Raw genomic sequence first — 13,891 nt, 5'->3', positions numbered from 1 at the left:
GGGCCCGGCGGTCGAAGATCAGGGGAGTCTCGGGGGTCGACCCTGATGCCCGTGCCCGCCGACCGTGTGAGTATCGGTGGCATGCCGGAAGCCGCCGCAGCGCCCCTCGTCGAACCGCGGCCGCCGCGCAAGCTCTACCGCAGCAGCGACGGTCGCTGGCTGGGTGGTGTGGCGCGGGGGCTCGCCGGGCATCTCGGGTTGCCCGTCATCTGGGTCCGGCTGGTCTTCGTCGGCCTGTTCATGGCGGACGGCCTGGGCGCGCTGCTGTATGCCGCGTTCTGGTTCTTCGTGCCGCTCGGCGTCGGTGGTGTAGGGGGACAGAAGCCGCCGGCTTTCGTCAGCACCGAGACCTCGCCGGACGGCCGCCGCAGGCTGGTGACCCGCAGGCCGGACCGGGGCCAGATCGTCGCCCTGCTGCTCATGGTCGTGCTGGCCATGGTCTTCGTGGGCAACGTGAATCTGAGCGGCGGTGCCAAGGCCTACCTCTGGCCCGTCGTCCTCGTCGGCGCGGGCGTCGCCCTTGTCTGGCGCCAGGCGGACAACGCCCGCCGGGCCCGCTGGGTCGAGGTCGGCAGCCGCCGGCGCACCCTCACCCTGCTGCGCGCCGCCGGCGGTGTCCTGCTCGTCACCGCCGGTGTCTCCGGCGTCTTCGTCCTGCAGGGCTCCGCCGCCCACCTCGGCTCCGTCCTGCAGGCGGCCCTCGCCGTCCTCGTCGGGATAACGCTCCTCGCGGGGCCGTACCTCGTCCGTATGACCCAGGACCTCTCCGAGGAGCGCCTGATGCGCATCCGCGCCCAGGAGCGCGCCGAGGTCGCCGCCCATGTCCACGACTCCGTGCTGCACACCCTGACCCTGATCCAGCGCAACGCGGAGAACGCGAACGAGGTCCGCCGCCTCGCCCGCGCCCAGGAGCGCGACCTGCGCACCTGGCTCTACAAACCCGAGGGCACCGGCAAGGACGAGGCCGACGAACCCACCGACCTCGCCGACGCGGTGCGGCGGAGCGCCGCGGAGGTGGAGGACAAGCACGGCGTCCCCATAGAGGTCGTCATAGTCGGCGACTGCCCGCTCGACGAGAAGATCGGCGCACAGATGCAGGCCGCGCGCGAGGCGATGGTCAACGCGGCCAAGTACGGTGGCGAGGGCGGCGCGGTGCAGGTCTACGCCGAAGTGGAGGGGAGGACGGTCTTCGTGTCGGTGCGGGACCGCGGTCCCGGCTTCGACCTCGACTCGATACCCGCCGACCGCATGGGCGTCAGAGAATCGATCATCGGCCGCATGGAGCGCCACGGCGGCACGGCGCGGCTGCGCGCGGTGCCGGACGGCGGCACGGAGGTCGAGCTGGAGATGGAGAGGGCGGAGAAGACGTCATGAGCGACCCGACCGAGGCGAACGAGCCCGTGGAGTCGACCGGCGGGAGTGCCGGCGAGCGGCATGTGCGCGTGGTCCTCGTCGACGACCACCGCATGTTCCGTACGGGAGTACAGGCCGAGATCGGCCGGACCGACGAGACCGGTGTCGAGGTCGTCGGCGAGGCCGCGGACGTCGACCAGGCGGTCACGGTCATCACCGCGACCCGACCCGAAGTGGTTCTTCTCGACGTGCACCTGCCGGGTGGCGGCGGGGTCGAAGTCCTGCGCCGCTGCGCCGCGTTGATGGCCGACGCCGAGCAGCCGGTCCGCTTCCTCGCCCTGTCCGTGTCGGACGCGGCGGAGGACGTGATCGGCGTGATCCGCGGCGGCGCCCGCGGCTATGTCACCAAGACGATCACCGGCACGGACCTGGTGAACTCCGTCTTCCGTGTCCAGGAGGGCGACGCCGTCTTCTCCCCGCGCCTGGCCGGCTTCGTCCTGGACGCCTTCGCCTCCACCGACGCCCCGCCGGTCGACGAGGACCTGGACCGGCTCACCCAGCGCGAGCGCGAGGTGCTGCGGCTGATCGCCCGGGGGTACGCGTACAAGGAGATCGCCAAGCAGCTGTTCATCTCCGTGAAGACGGTCGAGTCCCATGTCTCGGCGGTGCTGCGGAAGTTGCAGCTGTCGAACCGCCACGAGCTGACCCGGTGGGCGACGGCGCGACGACTGGTGTGACCGCGCCAGAGCCGTATCAGGGGTGAGCCGTACCAGGGGGGAGCCGTCCCAGGGGTGGTTCACACCACCCGTGTCGCCCCGGCGAAGGGCATCTCGTCGATCGGTGCGACCCGCACCGGGGCCGACGGGTTCGGGGCGTGGATCATCTGGCCGTTGCCGATGTAGATGCCGACGTGGCTGATGCCGGAGTAGAAGAACACCAGGTCGCCCGGGAGCAGTTCGGATCGGGAGACCCGGCGGCCGGCGTCGATCTGCGCGTACGTGGTGCGGGGCAGGGAGACGCCGACGGAGCGGTAGGCGGCCTGCACGAGGCCGGAGCAGTCGAAGGCGCTCGGGCCGGTGGCGCCCCACACATAGGGGCTGCCGAGCTTGGAGTAGGCGTACGAGACGGCCGCGGCGGCACGGGTGTCGGGTGCCGTGTCCGTGGCCGAGCCGGGGGCCTCCAGGCCGACCCGCCCGTCCGAGCCGGAGCGTGAGGCGCGGCCCGTGTCGCCCTCGTCCACGCCGAGCCGCGCGCGCTCCTCGGGCGACAGCCGGGAGAGCAACTGCCGTGCCGCGTCCAGCTTTCCGGTGATCGTCTTCTTCTCCCGCTGCAGCTCCGCCTGCCGCGCCTGCAGCGAGGCCAGCTCGATGCGTGCGGCGCCGCGCAACTGCTCGATGCCGCGCAGCTGTTGGCGTACGTCGGCGACCGCCGCGGCCTGCCGGGTGCCGATGCGGTCGACGAACTCGGCGCTGTCCAGGTACTGGTCGGGGTTGCTGGAGAGGACGAGCTGCAGCGCAGGGTCGACGCCGCCGCCGCGGTACTGTGCGGCGGCCGTCGAACCCAGCGCGTCCCGCGCCGAGTTGAGCCTGTCCGTCTTGCGCGCCGCCTCGTCCCGCAGCGTCGACAGCCGTCGCTCGGCGGCGGCGGCCTTCTCCTTCGCACCGTCGTACTTCTCGGTGGCGACCTCCGCCTCCTGGTACAGCTTGTCCACCTGCGCCTTGACCTGCGCCGGGGTGAGATTCGGCTCGGCCTGTCCGGTCCCGTCGAAGGCCGTCGCGGTCGCGGCGCCCGCCAGGGCGATCGTGAAGGCGGTACGGGCGGTGCTGCCGCCGAGTGCTGTTCGCCGACCGGGCTTGCGGTGCGCTGCCACGTGGACTGCACGTCCTTTCGTACGACCGCCCCGTCCGAGGCGGCTTACGCGTCCGGCGGCGGCCCACACAGGGGGAGCGGGCCACCGCCGGACCTTCTCGGCGGTGGTGATCGGCTGCCGCCCCTGGCCCGGGCGGCGGTGGGGAGCCGGTCACCTGGTGGAGGACGCTAAACCTGTCTGTGTCGGCTCGGTGACGCCATGTACGGAAGTGCCGCGAGCAGACCGCCGGGTGACCGTAAACGACCGTGATCCAGGCGCCGGGCCGTCGGGTTCGCGTAGTGCGCTGACCGAAGTGACGGTTTCGGGGGCGCGTGTGGGTGATGGACTGCTATGGGCCGCATATATGCAAGATCCACGCGTAAGGAGTGGGCCGGTGTCGGACGCCCCGGGCGCCCCTGTCTAAGCTCCGGCCTCATGGACGTACTCATCCATCTCTTCGTCGGCCTGCACATCGTCGGCATCGCCGCGCTCCTCGGCGGCTTCCTCACCCAGATGAAGGCGATGGGCCAGGGCACGGCCCGTTTCGTCCCCGGGATGCTGCACGGGGCGCTGACCATGCTGGTCACCGGCGCGATCCTGGTCGGCCTCAACCAGGCCGACGACCATCACGTCAACAACATCAAGATCGGCGTGAAGCTGGCTCTGCTGGTCGTGATCCTCGGACTGGTCTATGTGAAGCGGGACGAGGAGACCGTGGACAAGAGCATGTTCGGGCTGGTCGGCGCGCTCACCACCGCGAACATCTTCATCGCGGTGCTGTGGACCTGATGTCCGCCCGGGCCGCCGCCACGGCCCCCGCGGCGACGGCCGGCCACGCCGCCACCGTGATCCACAGCAGCGCCTGACCGGGCCCCTCGCACCACGGGATGTCGAGGGCGGCGGCGACGGACAACTGCGCCCACCAGGAGGGGAGGGCGCGGGGCGGGGGAGTCCGGGCGAGTGGGGGAGGCCGGACATGCGCCGTTGCCAAGAAGCGCGGGACGGGGTGGCGGCGGGGCATACACGCGGGCGCGAGGAAATTCGCGCGGGCGCAGGGCACGTGAGTGGGGCGCGCGGCAGCTGTCACGCGCCCCGCGCGAGGTCGGCTTCGCGCGCCACCGCATCAGGACACGCGCCCGCGCCCATCCACCACCGAGCGCGGCCAGAGCACAGAGTGCGCCCCTGCCGCAGAGCTGTCGGAGGCAGACACCACGCGTGCGTGCCTCTCACGAACCGCTCCGCCCCGCGCGCGTGCACCGGAGACAGGCGGCGGGTACACACTCATGCCCGCCTGCACCTTCCACGCGCGCGTGCCCCACGGCCCCGTCGGGCGGCGTTGCCCGACGGGCAGGACGGCGGCTCAGGCCGGTCGCACCACGCTGTGGATGATCGACTCGCCGCCGTAGTAGATCGACTCCTCGCGGACGTACGCGCCCGGCTTGGGGGCGTGGATCATCATGCCGTTGCCGATGTAGATGCCGACGTGGCTGATGTCGTCGTAGAAGAAGATCAGGTCGCCGGGCTGGGCGTCGGCGAGGGAGACGGTCGTGCCGGCGTTCACCTGGTCGTAGGTGGTGCGCGGGAGGGTGACGCCGGCGGCCTTCCAGGCGGCCTGGGTGAGGCCTGAGCAGTCGTAGGAGCCGGGGCCGGTGGCGCCCCAGACGTACGGCTTGCCGATCTGCGCGCGGGCGAAGGCGAGGGCCTTGGCGGCCTTGGTGGAGTAGGTGGAGTCCGAGGTGCCGGTGCCGGACGAGGAGCCGCTCTCCTGGGACGCGGCCTCCTGGGCCTTCTGCTCCGCCGCCTGCTGTTTCGCCAGCTCCGCGGCCTTGCGGTTGGCCTCCTCCTGCTTCTGCTTCTCGATCTCCGCGAGCCGCGCCTTCTCCTCGGCGTCCAGCTTCGACAGCAACTCGCGCGCGTCGGTGAGCTTCTTCTGCACCGTGGCCTTGGCGGTCTGCAGGTCGCTCTGCGACTTGGTGAGCGTCTCGAGGCTCTTGGACGCCTCCTCGCGCTTCTTCATCGTCGCGGACTGCTCGGCGAAGTAGTCGTCGACCGCGCTCTTCTGACGGGAGGTCAGCCGCCCCATCAGCTGCGTCTGGTCGAAGTAGTCCTGCGGGGAGTCGGCGAGCAGGAAGGTCGCCGTGTCCGGCTCCGCGGCACCGGTCCGATACTGGGCGGCGGCGAAGGAACCCAGCCGCTCCCGCTGTTCGTTGAGCTTCTGGGCGCGCTTGGCGACGTCGTCGAGGAGGGTGTCGACGCGCTTGCGCTGCTTGGTGGTCTTTTCCTTCGCCGCGTTGTAGTTCTCGGTGGCCGACTCGGCCTGTCGGTAGAGGTCGTCGACCTTCTTCTCGACTTCCTCGAGGCTCGGGTTGCCGTCCGTCGAGGGGGTGGCGTTGGCCGTCTGGGACAGCAGAGCCACGGAGGTGAGGGCGGCCGTGGCGAGAGCGGGGGTGCGTATGCCTGCTACGCGCGTACCCGCGGGGCGCGACTTGCGGTGCGACGCCAAAGGAGGCGACTCCTTCCATGTTCCGCCTACCGAGTTAGCTGTCGGGTTCGGGCGGGTGGTTCGGAAGGGTTGCCCTACGGCCCGTGCCCCGAAGGGGAGGTGGGCCGATTCACCCCAAGGTCGGTGTGGGTCCCCGGCTCCGGCTGCGCGGCGGCGCCCCGGACTCGGCGGAGGCCGCACGGCCCGGCGAGGTTCGCCGGTGGGGGTCGTACGGCCTGCTCGGAACGGTAGCCAACTCGTGCGGCCCGTGTGAAGGTTGATGTTCGATATGCCCGATACATTTTCGTGACCTGTGGTCAGAGCATCCGCGCTGGTCACGTGGCGCGATGGGATGGCCGCGGACGGTGATTCGGTGGATGTTCTCAGGGCGGCGGCGGGCTGTCAGTGGGGCGGCCTAGACTCGGAGAGCGATGAGCAGCCTCTTTGACGACAGCTTCCTGGCGGACCTCCAGACCCCTCGCGGGCACGAGGAGGAACCCCCGCCACCGCCCGAGGACGATCATGTGCCGGAGCCCGTTCCGGACGATCTGTTCGGCGGGAAGTTCGACGCGCCGCCGGACCGGGACGCCTACTACCGCGACGGCGCGCCCCGCCCGGTGCTCGACGCGGCCGCGCTCCTGGACGGGCTGAACGAGAACCAGCGCGCGGCCGTCGTCCACGCCGGCACCCCGCTGCTCATCGTGGCCGGCGCCGGCTCCGGCAAGACCCGCGTCCTCACCCACCGCATCGCCCACCTCCTGGCCGAGCGGAACGTGCACCCGGGCCAGATCCTCGCGATCACCTTCACCAACAAGGCCGCCGGCGAGATGAAGGAGCGAGTCGAGCAACTCGTCGGCCCACGCGCGAACGCGATGTGGGTGATGACCTTCCACAGCGCGTGCGTGCGCATCCTGAGGAGGGAAAGCAAGAAGCTCGGGTTCACGTCGTCCTTCTCGATCTACGACGCCGCCGACTCCAAGCGGCTGATGGCACTCGTCTGCCGCGACCTGGACCTCGACCCCAAGCGCTTCCCGCCGAAGTCCTTCAGCGCCAAGATCAGCAACCTGAAGAACGAGCTGATCGACGAGGAGGACTTCGCCGCCCAGGCCACTGACGGCTTCGAGAAGACCCTCGCCCAGGCCTACGCCATGTACCAGTCGCGGCTGCGCGAGGCGAACGCCCTCGACTTCGACGACCTGATCATGACCACGGTCAATCTGCTCCGCGCCTTCCCGGACGTCGCCGAGCACTACCGCCGCCGTTTCCGGCACGTCCTGGTCGACGAGTACCAGGACACCAACCACGCCCAGTACGCGCTCGTGCGCGAGTTGGTGGGGACGAGCGAGCACCCCGTCGACGTACCCCCGAACGAGTACGACGTCCCGCCCGCCGAACTCTGTGTCGTCGGCGACGCCGACCAGTCGATCTACGCCTTCCGGGGCGCGACGATCCGCAACATCCTCCAGTTCGAGGAGGACTACCCGGAGGCGACGACGATCCTCCTGGAGCAGAACTACCGCTCCACCCAGACGATCCTCTCCGCCGCCAACGCGGTCATCGAGCGCAACGAGTCCCGCCGCCCCAAGAACCTGTGGACCAACGCGGGCGCGGGCGCGCGCATCACCGGCTATGTCGCCGACACCGAGCACGACGAGGCGCAGTTCGTCGCCGAGGAGATAGACCGACTGACGGACGCGGGCGAGGCGAAGGCCGGCGACGTCGCCGTCTTCTACCGTACGAACGCGCAGTCCCGTGTCTTCGAAGAGGTCTTCATCCGCGTCGGCCTGCCCTACAAGGTCGTCGGTGGCGTCCGCTTCTACGAGCGCAAGGAGGTCCGGGACGTCCTGGCCTACCTGAGGGTGCTGGCCAACCCGGAGGACTCGGTGCCACTGCGCCGCATCCTCAACGTGCCCAAGCGCGGCATCGGCGAGCGCGCGGAGGCGATGATCGACGCCCTCTCCCAGCGCGAGAAGATCAGCTTCCCCCAGGCGCTGCGCCGCGTCGACGAGGCGTACGGCATGGCGGCGCGCTCCACCAACGCCGTCAGGAAGTTCAACACGCTGATGGAGGACCTCCGTACGGTCGTCGAGTCCGGCGCGGGCCCGGCGACCGTCCTGGAGGCGGTGCTCGAACGCACCGGCTATCTGGCCGAGTTGCAGGCCTCCACCGACCCGCAGGACGAGACCCGGATCGAGAACCTCCAGGAACTCGCCGCAGTGGCGCTGGAGTTCGAGCAGGAGACCGGCGAGGGCGAGGCATCCGGCGGGCTCGCCGACTTCCTGGAGCGGGTCGCCCTGGTCGCCGACTCCGACCAGATCCCGGACGAGGAGGAGGACGGCTCGGGGGTTATCACCCTGATGACCCTGCACACCGCCAAGGGCCTGGAGTTCCCGGTCGTCTTCCTCACGGGCATGGAGGACGGCGTCTTCCCGCACATGCGCGCCCTCGGCCAGGCCAAGGAGCTGGAGGAGGAGCGCAGGCTCGCGTACGTCGGCATCACGCGCGCGCGTGAGCGCCTGTATCTCACCCGGTCCTCGCTGCGCAGCGCCTGGGGCCAGCCGTCGTACAACCCGCCCTCCCGCTTCCTGGAGGAGATCCCGGCCCACCACGTCGACTGGAAGCGGACGGGCGCCACGGCCCCGGTCTCCTCCGGCCCGGTGTCCGGCGTGGCCGCCTCCCTGTCGTCCTCCCGCTCGCGCTCCTCGGCGTCGGGCGCGTCGGGCTTCGCCACCCGCCGGACCTCCGAGAAGCCGGTGGTCTCGCTGGCCGTCGGCGACCGGGTCACCCACGACCAGTTCGGACTCGGCACGGTCGTGGCGGTGAAGGGCACGGGCGGGAACGCGGAGGCGACGATCGACTTCGGGGACGCGAAGCCGAAGCGGTTGCTGCTGCGGTACGCGCCGGTGGAGAAGCTCTGACGGAGTCAGTGAGCCCCCGCTGAACAGCGGGGGCTCACAACAAGCAAGTCGTGGGGCCTACGTCGGGTCCAGCCCGTGGCTGCGCAGCCACGGCAGCGGGTCGATGGCCGACCCCCCGTTCGGCCTGACCTCGAAGTGCAGGTGCGGGCCGGTCGAGTTGCCCGAGTTGCCGGAGTACGCGATCGGCGTGCCGGCCTTCACGGTCGTACCGGAAGCGACGCGGTAGCTGGAGAGGTGGCAGTACCACGTCTCCGTGCCGTCCTTCGCGGTCACGATCATCATGTTGCCGTAGGCGCTGTTCCACTGCGTCCGCACGGTGCCGTCGGTCGCGGCCATCACCGTCGTGCCGTACGAGACCGGGAAGTCGATGCCGGTGTGCACGGACATCCAGTTGACGCCGGCCTGGCCGAAGTAGGCGCTGAGCCCCTTCTGGGTTACCGGCAGGACGTACTTCGGACGCAGCCGCTCCTTGCGGGCCGCCTCCGCCGCCGCCTTCTTCTTCTCGGCCTCCTGCTGGGTCTTGAGGTCGATGCGCTCCTGCGTCCGGCTGGCCCGGTCCGCGAAGTCGTCCGCGCCGGCGGAGAGACTCTCGATCTGGGTGTCCAGCTTGTTGTTGGCGGCGGACGGTTTCACCGACTGCGCGTCCGAGGCGGTCGTCGAGGTGCCGTCGGAGGAGAAGGTGCCGACGGAGGCCGCCGCGATACCGGCGACTCCCATGACGCAGGCCGAGGGAACGGCGATCGTCAGCAGCGCGGAGCGCTTGGCGGGCGTACGGCGGCGGGAGCGGGACGCGTTGCGGGCGGCGGCGCGTGAGGCCGGCGCCGGCGTCACCTCTTCCTGCTCGTCCAGCAGTGGCGTCACGGCAGGCAGCTCACTGGTGACGGCCGACTCGCCGTCGCCCTCGGCATGTTCCTCGTACACATCCTGCTCGACCTGGTCGACCTGCTCGAAGACCGAGGTCGCCTGCTGGTCGAACGGTTCGCCTCCCACGGCCGCGTCGCCGTCGGAGTTCCACTGCGTGGCGTCGTACGTGCCGGTTTCGAAGGTCTGCGTGCCCCATTCCCAGTGCTGGGTCTGGTCGGCCGTGCCGCCGGACCGGTCGGGCTGGAGCCAGGCGCTCGCGTCCCAGTGGCCGGACGCGTCGTACCCGGTGGACTGCGAAGGGATGGCGGAGAGCTGCTGGTGGCCGGCGCTCCAGGCGGACGTCTCGTAGGCGCCGGTGTCGTAGGCGGCGTGGTGCTGGGCCGCGTACGCGTCGTAGTTCAGGGTCTGCTGGCCGCCGGTGGTCGTCTCCCAGAGGGGGGACCCCCACCCGCTGTCGTACGAGCCGGTGGCGTCGGCGGGGAGGCTGCCGAAGAGAGGGTCGGCGGCGAAGGTCGTCGTGCTGTGCGCGCCGGTCGCGAAAGCGCCGGTCTCGTAGACGCCGTACGTGGTGAAGTCGCCGTACTGGGCCTCCTGCGTGCCGTACGACGCGTGGTGCGCCGAGGCGGCGTCGGAAGCCGCGGCCGGGGTGGTCATGGTCCCCGACGGGTGACGATCGTTCACCAACTTCTCTTTCGCCTCGACAACAGGGGCTGCCAGAGCAGTGCGGTGACTGTACCCGGCGGTATGCGGGCGCGACAATCTTCAACTGGTTTCGGGCCCACGGGAAACGGGCATTCGGCCGTGTTTCGGGGGAGTGCGGGCGCGGGTTTGGCTTTGTGTTCGAAGAGTGTTCGATGTTGTGCGGCTGTCAGCGGGCCGTACGCCGACTGTGTGCGTCGTCGTCAGGCCACTGTCAGGCCGTCGGTGCGGGTGGCGGCTTCGGCTCCTGTCCGTGGGGCGTCGAGTGCCTGGCATATGCCGGTCGCGACGGCCGGATGCACGGGCAGGGCGAGATGTCCGATCCCGCTCACCTGTACGTTCTGCACCATCAGGTCGGGGTGGTCGATACAGGCGGTCTCCAGCGGGTCCATCAGGTGGTCGAGGTCGCTCCAGAAGCTGACGAAGTGCGTACGGCAGCCTGGTGCCGGCCGGCTCAGCTCCTTCAGCAGCTCCGAGCCGGGGCGCATCTGGCGGACGATCGGGTGGGCGTTGGCCAGCGGCACCACGCGGGTACCGGAGTGCGGGGTGCCCAGTGTGACCAGTGTGCGGACGCGGAGGTCGCCGCCGAGCCGCTGCACGTAGTAGCGGGCTATCAGTCCGCCGAGACTGTGTCCGACGACATCGACCTGCCGGCTGCCGGTGCGCTCGCAGATCTCCTCTATGTGCCGACCGAGCAGCTCGGCGGCCGTGCGGATGTCGCAGGTCAGCGGCGAGTAGTTGAGTGACTCGACCTGCTGCCTGCCGTGCTGGGCGAGACTGCGGCGCAGCAGCACGAAGACCGAGCGGTTGTCGATGAAGCCGTGCAACAGCACGACCGGGGGTTTCGTCTCGGTCGGCAGCTGGGCCGCGCCGTCCGGTGCGGGCAGCGGCGCCGGTCCTCGGCGCTCCTGGGCGATACCGGAGGGATACAGGAGGAGGTGTCCCGCGAGGATCGCGAGTTCCAGGGCGGTCGCCTTCACCAGAGCCACGGAGAGTCCCGCCAGCCTGACGGGGAGCAGTCGTCGGCAGAGCGGAAGAAGGGGCTGCACAGCCCAGGTGACCTTCATGGCCGACCTCCTGTCGGCACGCAGGAGAACGGCTCCGTCCCCCGTGTGCCCTCGTGGGAAGTCGCGGCCAAGGGGTCGACGGCGCCCATCAGGCACCATCGACGCACCGCACCGCCACGGCGCGCGGCCTGCGGCGCGGTGGTACGGCGACCTCGTTGCGGCTCCCGTTGCGCCTGCTCCCGTTGCGGCCATTGTGCCGCAAAGACTCGGAACGGTGCGCTGCGAACGTGTCCCACCGTGTGATTTCCCCCTCGGTGCGCACCACGAAACTGCCGGTTGCGGGATGCTGGCGATAACGTTCGTTCACTTCCCGGGCCGGTCCGGGTACCGAAGTGCATCTCGGTGTACTTGTCGGTGTACTTGTCGGTGGGGATGGACGCAGTCGCTTCATGGAGGCAGTGATGGGTGTGGCAGCCGGTCCGATCCGCGTGGTGGTGGCCAAGCCGGGGCTCGACGGTCACGATCGAGGGGCCAAGGTGATCGCGCGGGCGCTGCGTGACGCCGGTATGGAGGTCATCTACACGGGGCTCCACCAGACGCCCGAGCAGATCGTCGACACGGCGATCCAGGAGGACGCCGACGCGATCGGGCTGTCCATCCTGTCCGGCGCCCACAACACGTTGTTCGCCGCGGTGATCGAGCTGCTGAAGCAGCGGGAGGCGGAGGACATCCTGGTGTTCGGCGGCGGGATCATTCCTGAGGCGGACATTCCTCCGCTGAAGGAGAATGGGGTCGCGGAGATCTTTACGCCGGGGGCGACCACTCAGTCGATCGTGGACTGGGTTCGGGCCAATGTGAGGCAGCCGGCCGGGGCGTAGGCCTGCGGCGCTCGGGCCGTTGTGCGGTGCGGGTGGGTGGGGGCTGACGGCCCTGGGGGCTCCACCCCCGGACCCCCGTTCGGCCCGAAGGGCCTCGTCCTCGAACGCGGGACAGGCTGACATTGCCCGGCCCGGGCCGAAGAGGTGCCCTTCTACGCCCCCAGTTCCTCCGCCATCGCCGCACGCAACCGCAACGTCGTGACCAGGCGCTGGAACGCCTCCGCCCAGTACCCGCCCGCCCCCGGCGACGCGTCCTCCGGCTCGTCCGGGACGGCCAGCAGGCCGTCGAGGCGGCCGGCCTCCGAGGGGGCGAGGCATCGTTCGGCCAGGCCCATTACTCCGCTGAAGCTCCATGGATAACTCCCCGCGTCCCGCGCGATGTTGAGCGCGTCGACCACAGCCCGGCCGAGCGGTGCGGCCCAGGGGACCGCGCATACGCCGAGCAGCTGAAACGCCTCCGACAGTCCGTGCGCCGCTATGAAACCGGCCACCCAGTCTGCCCGTTCGACGGCGTCCAGGGTGCCGAGGAGCTTGGCGCGTTCGGCCAGGGACACCGCTCCGGGGCCGCCCGCCTCCGGGATCGAGGGGGTGCCGAGCAGGGCCCGGGCCCACTCGGGGTCCCGTTGTCGCACGGCGGCCCGGCACCACGCCGCGTGCAGTTCGCTCTGCCAGTCGTCGGCGACCGGCAGGGCCACGATCTCCTCGGGCGTACGCCCGCCGAGCCGGCCGGACCATGTCCCGAGCGGCGTCGCCTCCGCCAACTGGCCGAACCACCATGACCGTTCACCCCGTCCCGCCGGAGCCTTGGACACGACACCGTCGCGCTCCATGCTCGAGTCGCACTCGTGCGGTGCCTCGACGGTGATCGTCGGGGTGCGGTGAACGTGGTCCACGGCCACGCAGGCACCGGCTCTGGCCGCCATCCGGGCGGCGAGCGCGGATTCCGGCAGCGCGGAGAGCAGCTCCGCCGCCGTCGCCCGTACATTGCGGCTGCGGTCGGACAGCGCCTGTTCCAGGAACGGCTCGTCCTGAGGGCCGAGGCCCGTCCGCAGCGAGTCGAGGAACATCAGACGGTCCTCGGCCCGCTCCGTCGGCCAGGTAGTCGTGAGCAGCTCCCGCGCGGCGGCGGGTTCCCGGGCGCGCAGGGCGGCGAGGAGGGCGACCCGTTCCGCGAACAGGCCCTCCTGCCAGAGTCGGCGGGTCTGCTCCTCGTCCTCCGGGTGCGGCAGCGTCGCGCCCCCGCCCGGCGTCGCACGCAGGGCGAACCGCCAGTCCGGGTTGAGCCGGGCGAGCCACACCGCGCGCGGTCCCGCGAACGTCAGCGCCGCCGGCCGCAGGTCCGTACGCCCACGGGCCGCGTCCAGCAGCGCGGGCAGCGTCTGCGGAGGTGCCGCGAAGCCGCGGGCGTTCGCCGTCGCGAGCCACTGGGGCAGCAGCTCCATCAGGTCCGGCGCCGTGCCTCTGCGGCCACCGCCGCCCGTGCCGGGCCGGTCCGCGAGCAGCAGCGCGAGTCTGCGGGCCGCCGCGGCGGGCAGCGCCGGGCGCGGATCCTCGGCGGCCGGTTCCGGCCGCCCCGCCGCCTGGGCGGGGCGCAGCCCGGCCCGCCGCCGTACGGTCTGCACGGCCGCCGCGTCCAGCAACGCCACCGGCGCCTCCCGTCCCGAAGCAGCGCCCGGCGGAGTACGGCGCTCCGTGCCGAGCAGCGCCGCCGTGACGAGCTCCTCCCAGGCGTCCGGCGCGGGAGTGTCCACAGATGTGGATGTCCGGTTCTTCATGCGGTTCCCTTCCGTGGGGCGCCGGGGAGTTGCCGAAGGCTCCTGACGTGCCTCGTGCAGGGAGCG

The 13,891-nt window shown here is 70.9% G+C and carries 10 protein-coding genes and 1 riboswitch; of the genes, 5 read left to right on the top strand and 5 right to left on the bottom strand.

All coding sequences use genetic code 11. The features are described from left to right. Positions 1–45: 45 nt before the first annotated feature. Positions 46–1,374: an ATP-binding protein gene (locus ACWC09_RS08830; RefSeq protein WP_450849843.1), complete on the top strand. Its 1,329-nt coding sequence runs from the start codon at positions 46–48 to the stop codon at positions 1,372–1,374. Beyond that, complete coding sequence (locus tag ACWC09_RS08825; RefSeq protein WP_361266736.1) at positions 1,371–2,090, top strand: response regulator transcription factor; 720 nt, start codon at positions 1,371–1,373, stop codon at positions 2,088–2,090. The genes ACWC09_RS08830 and ACWC09_RS08825 overlap by 4 nt, the downstream gene beginning before the upstream one ends. Positions 2,091–2,149: 59 nt before the next feature. Here the strand turns inward: ACWC09_RS08825 and ACWC09_RS08820 are convergent, their stop codons facing one another. Further along, on the bottom strand, positions 2,150–3,223 hold the full coding sequence (locus ACWC09_RS08820) for an NlpC/P60 family protein (RefSeq protein ID WP_450849842.1): 1,074 nt from the start codon (positions 3,221–3,223) through the stop codon (positions 2,150–2,152). A gap of 414 nt (positions 3,224–3,637) precedes the next feature. Between ACWC09_RS08820 and ACWC09_RS08815 the strand changes: the two genes are divergently transcribed. Beyond that, complete coding sequence (locus tag ACWC09_RS08815; protein ID WP_450849841.1) at positions 3,638–3,991, top strand: hypothetical protein; 354 nt, start codon at positions 3,638–3,640, stop codon at positions 3,989–3,991. A 571-nt stretch (positions 3,992–4,562) separates the two neighbouring features. Here ACWC09_RS08815 and ACWC09_RS08810 read toward each other — a convergent pair. After that, positions 4,563–5,705 carry an NlpC/P60 family protein gene (locus ACWC09_RS08810; RefSeq protein WP_450849840.1) on the bottom strand — a complete coding sequence of 381 codons (1,143 nt, stop codon included), beginning with the start codon at positions 5,703–5,705 and terminating at the stop codon, positions 4,563–4,565. Between the two features lie 8 nt (positions 5,706–5,713). Then, a riboswitch (cyclic di-AMP (ydaO/yuaA leader) is annotated at positions 5,714–5,885 on the bottom strand. Positions 5,886–6,115: 230 nt separating this feature from the next. Between ACWC09_RS08810 and pcrA the strand changes: the two genes are divergently transcribed. Further along, entirely contained in the window at positions 6,116–8,602 is a 2,487-nt protein-coding gene (pcrA, locus tag ACWC09_RS08805; protein ID WP_450849839.1) for a DNA helicase PcrA, read from the top strand. A 57-nt stretch (positions 8,603–8,659) separates the two neighbouring features. Here the strand turns inward: pcrA and ACWC09_RS08800 are convergent, their stop codons facing one another. After that, positions 8,660–10,147 carry a M23 family metallopeptidase gene (locus ACWC09_RS08800; protein WP_450849838.1) on the bottom strand — a complete coding sequence of 496 codons (1,488 nt, stop codon included), beginning with the start codon at positions 10,145–10,147 and terminating at the stop codon, positions 8,660–8,662. 221 nt (positions 10,148–10,368) lie between these two features. Beyond that, positions 10,369–11,232, bottom strand: a complete 864-nt coding sequence (locus ACWC09_RS08795) for a lipase family alpha/beta hydrolase (RefSeq protein ID WP_450849837.1) — start codon at positions 11,230–11,232, stop codon at positions 10,369–10,371. Between the two features lie 401 nt (positions 11,233–11,633). Between ACWC09_RS08795 and ACWC09_RS08790 the strand changes: the two genes are divergently transcribed. Then, positions 11,634–12,050, top strand: a complete 417-nt coding sequence (locus tag ACWC09_RS08790) for a cobalamin B12-binding domain-containing protein (RefSeq protein WP_450849836.1) — start codon at positions 11,634–11,636, stop codon at positions 12,048–12,050. Between the two features lie 152 nt (positions 12,051–12,202). Here ACWC09_RS08790 and ACWC09_RS08785 read toward each other — a convergent pair whose 3' ends face one another. Beyond that, positions 12,203–13,825 carry a DUF5691 domain-containing protein gene (locus ACWC09_RS08785; protein WP_450849835.1) on the bottom strand — a complete coding sequence of 541 codons (1,623 nt, stop codon included), beginning with the start codon at positions 13,823–13,825 and terminating at the stop codon, positions 12,203–12,205. Between the last annotated feature and the right edge of the window lie 66 nt (positions 13,826–13,891).

Source organism: Streptomyces sp. NPDC001617 (genome assembly GCF_053596855.1).
Note: the sequence above shows the minus strand (reverse complement) of the source record. Positions and strands in the feature narration are given on the sequence as shown.

Coding starts and splice junctions, on each gene's coding strand:
- ACWC09_RS08830 (WP_450849843.1), top strand. CDS start 46: ATGCCCGTGCCCGCCGACCGTGTGAGTATCGGTGGCATGCCGGAAGCC.
- ACWC09_RS08825 (WP_361266736.1), top strand. CDS start 1,371: ATGAGCGACCCGACCGAGGCGAACGAGCCCGTGGAGTCGACCGGCGGG.
- ACWC09_RS08815 (WP_450849841.1), top strand. CDS start 3,638: ATGGACGTACTCATCCATCTCTTCGTCGGCCTGCACATCGTCGGCATC.
- pcrA (WP_450849839.1), top strand. CDS start 6,116: ATGAGCAGCCTCTTTGACGACAGCTTCCTGGCGGACCTCCAGACCCCT.
- ACWC09_RS08795 (WP_450849837.1), bottom strand. CDS start 11,232: ATGAAGGTCACCTGGGCTGTGCAGCCCCTTCTTCCGCTCTGCCGACGA.
- ACWC09_RS08790 (WP_450849836.1), top strand. CDS start 11,634: ATGGGTGTGGCAGCCGGTCCGATCCGCGTGGTGGTGGCCAAGCCGGGG.
- ACWC09_RS08785 (WP_450849835.1), bottom strand. CDS start 13,825: ATGAAGAACCGGACATCCACATCTGTGGACACTCCCGCGCCGGACGCC.